The 3,527-nt window shown below is 48.5% G+C and carries 3 protein-coding genes; 1 reads left to right on the top strand and 2 read right to left on the bottom strand.

Translation table 11 applies throughout. The features are described 5' to 3' along the window. Positions 1-88, bottom strand: an 88-nt coding sequence (locus tag EWV68_RS10745) for a helix-turn-helix domain-containing protein (RefSeq protein WP_287169756.1), incomplete at its 3' end; no start/stop codon positions are given. 91 nt (positions 89-179) lie between these two features. On the opposite strand from EWV68_RS10745, the gene EWV68_RS10740 reads away from it, so the two are divergent. Next, positions 180-2,483: a zinc-dependent metalloprotease family protein gene (locus tag EWV68_RS10740; RefSeq protein WP_287169755.1), complete on the top strand. Its 2,304-nt coding sequence runs from the start codon at positions 180-182 to the stop codon at positions 2,481-2,483. 564 nt (positions 2,484-3,047) lie between these two features. On the opposite strand, the gene EWV68_RS10735 is transcribed toward EWV68_RS10740, so the two are convergent. Then, a complete protein-coding gene (locus EWV68_RS10735) occupies positions 3,048-3,326 on the bottom strand; it encodes a formylglycine-generating enzyme family protein (RefSeq protein WP_353806748.1) in 279 nt (92 codons plus the stop codon). Positions 3,327-3,527 lie beyond the last annotated feature (201 nt).

The raw sequence follows: 3,527 nt of genomic DNA, 5'->3' as shown, positions 1-3,527 counted from the left end.
AAACTAATCTTACACAGCCCAATGTGCGCCGCAATAGCGACTCTTGTGTTGGTGTGGGGTAAAATCGAAACGAATAGGCTTTTTCCATGTCTCACATTTTAGCATATATTTCGTAAATGGGCTAATATTTAACAGTAAAGCCGCCGTAAAACGGCGGGGTTTCAGACCCAAAATTTTCGATGAAGACAACACAAGTAAGTTCCGATTTATCTAGTACAGATATGTCATCTCTAGCCGATTCTTTGAGTTTTGATGGAGCCTCCCCAATCACCTTTGATTTAACAGGTTCCGACGATTTAACTGTATCGAAGGAAACTTCTCCCTTAGGAGTCCTGAACTCTAACCCCTCCCCATCTATAGTCTCCTCGGAGGCTCCTACGGTTTCAGCCTCCCCTGCCAACGATCGGACGGCGGTGAGCAACTTTGCCTCTAATACCTTTACACTGGCTGATTCCTTTCCAAGAACACTGATCTCATCTCAGCCGGCTCATGATCAACAGGATGACGTTAGCAAGCTGTTCAGAGATGGGTGGATTGGTCAAGATCATTCCCTCCAGTTGTTTAGTAGTCTCCATGGGGGCGATTCAAAGGCTTCGGGTCCTTGCACCTGTTCGCAATGTAGCTTGCCTCCGGTCGATCCTCGACGGATTGTCCCTGAAGCTGAAACTCTCAACAAATTGCCCCTACCGTCCCTCGATCTGACTAAGACCTTTTCGCTAAACAGCTTGCCCGGGGCTAACCACACCATCTATCTTGACTTTAACGGCCACACCACTACAGGTACTCTTTGGAATACTGCCTTTGGGAAGAGCAGTATTGTTACTCCCACCTTTGATCTAGATGGTAGTACCGCTTTCAGTACCACTGAACTGGAGCGCATTCAATACATCTGGCAACGAGTCGTCGAGGATTTTAGCCCCTTTAATGTTAACGTCACCACCCAAGAACCCACCCTGGATCGTTTGATTAAGAGCGGCACTACAGATACGGCCTGGGGTGTGCGGGTCGCCATTGGCGGTAGCAGCTATGACTGGTTCGGTGCGGGTGCTGGCGGTGTTGCCTATCTAAACTCCTTCAACTGGAATAGTGATACGCCCACCTTTGTTTTTACAGCTGAACTGGGGGGGGGTAACGAAAAGTACACGGCTGAGGCCATCAGCCATGAAGTGGGTCATACCCTGGGACTTAGTCACGACGGCAGAACCACTCCTTCGGAAGCGTACTACCTCGGCCACGGTGGTGGGGAAACGGGCTGGGCTCCAATTATGGGAGCTGGCTACTATCGGAATCTGACCCAGTGGAGTAAGGGGCAGTACCTGGCCGCCAATAACACCGAAGATGACCTGGCTATTATTACCACCAAAAATGGCTTTGGTTACAGGGTCGATGACACGGGTAATACTTTGGCGACAGCCAAAGCTTTAACCGTCTCTGGAACGGCGGTAAGCTCCAGCGGTATTATCGAGCGTAACACCGATGTGGACTTCTTTAGCTTCACCACTGCGGCTGGGCCAATTAGTTTGACCGTAACCCCCTCTAATCGCGGTCCGAATCTGGACATTCTGGCGGAACTCTACAATGCTTCGGGTGTGCTGGTGGCGAGCTCTAACCCAGCGGATTTCTTGGCTGCTTCCATTAGTGCCACCGTCGGCGCTGGCACCTACTACTTAAAGGTGGATGGGGTTGGTAAGGGCGATCCTCTAGGTACGGGTTATACCGACTACGGTAGTTTGGGACAGTACGCTATCACTGGTAGTATTAGCAGCGGAACAAAATCAATCTCGATCGCCAAAACCACCGACGGTAACGAAGCCGGTTCCGTGAGCAGTGTCTTTACCCTCACCCGCGCCGGCGACCTCTCCAGTGCCTTAACCGTCAACTACACCCTGGGGGGGACAGCGACTCCAGGTGTTGACTATACAGGCACTACTCCCAGCAGCGTCACCTTTGCGGCACTTTCCCCCACAGCTACCATCACTCTGCCCACCAAGGATGACCTCTTGAGTGATCCCGGTGAAACCATCACCACCACAATTACTGCCCCGGTCGGCTACACTATTAGTGGATCAGGCACGGCTACGGCCACCATTCTTGACAATGATGGTGACGCAGCCAATAACAACTTAGTTGGGACAAGCTTTGCCGATGCCCTAGCTGGAGTGGGAGGTAATGACACCATCAATGGTGGCTTGGGTGATGACACCATCGATGGTGGTGCTGGCAATGACACCCTGACTGGTGGTGCTGGTGCCGATAAGTTCCGCTTCAATTTCCTCTCCGAGAAAGTTGATACTATCCAAGACTTTTTCTCGACACAAGGAGACAAAATTGAAGTTAGCGCATCCGGTTTTGGCGCTACTTCTCTGAGTCAGATCAGTTACAACGCAGGGACTGGATCACTTTCATTTTTAGGGACCGAGTTTGCCAAGATAGCAAACCTTCCAGCTGGTTTTGCGGTTTCTCTTGACGTAGTTCTTATTTAGTGAACCTAGAAACGCTATATATCAAAATTGAGTCATGGATGGAGCCAAAACTTCCTCGCATGACTCAATTTTTTTTTCAACCAGATTTTGAAATACCACCCACATTCCGCACCCTAGTCGTTGAAATCAAAAGTTGCTCTAGCCCTTGTATAGCTGGACTTCCCCCGTATAAGCTATTTTTGTCAATTGTTTTTTATCTAGAGCGAACTAATCAATTAAGTCTCTTGCCAGATAAGGATTTAGTCGATTTATGCCCCCCTATCGAACCATAACAAGTAACGAAGAGCCAAACATACTAGCTATGGCTAAAAGTGTTACAGAGCCTGAGTTCAAGCAATACAATACAAATAAACTACTGGACACAAAATCCTGAAGTTCTTACGCAGATAGGGTTTGAGGCAAAAATTTTCAAATTTGACCCTTCGACCATTATAGCTTGTTTCGGGGCAGAAAACCAGCAAAAACATGGCTACAGAGATACTAATACTTTTGTACTATAGCTTGCCCAAAAAAATTCCGGAAAAGGGAATGAGGGAAAAAAAAGGGAAAAAAAGGAAAAAAGGGTTACAGGGTCCTCCCAGCACCGCACACCACCCGAAAACCGAGGCTGCTGTCGTAGCCGCGGCGGGAGTCGTTGAGGCGGAAAGCGGAACGGCAGCTATCCAGAAGGTCGGACCAAGAACCGCCCCGCATTGGATAACGATTATCATTCCCATTTTTTGTCCAGACACTGCCATCCCTCGGCGCACCATAATAATTACCGTGCCAAGTATCGGCGCACCACTCCCAGACATTGCCGTGCATATCGTATAATCCAAAAGCGTTTGGGGGGAACTGTCCCACGGGAGTCGTTTGTTGGTAATGATTTGGTAGTAGTGGCGTAGCCCTCTTGCTTACCTGATATGAATTGTGTACAATATTTATTAATAAAAATAATTGGAACCCGATCAGTCTTTAAACCTCTAGCTTGATCATGACTTTTCTGATAAATATCTTTTTCTGGCTCCTGTCTGGCTTACTCAAATATCAGTCTAGCACCGAACA

The sequence above is a fragment of the Microcystis sp. M_QC_C_20170808_M9Col genome, assembly GCF_007095495.1.
Lineage (GTDB): Bacteria > Cyanobacteriota > Cyanobacteriia > Cyanobacteriales > Microcystaceae > Microcystis > Microcystis aeruginosa.
This window is presented reverse-complemented; position numbering and strand designations above follow the sequence as displayed.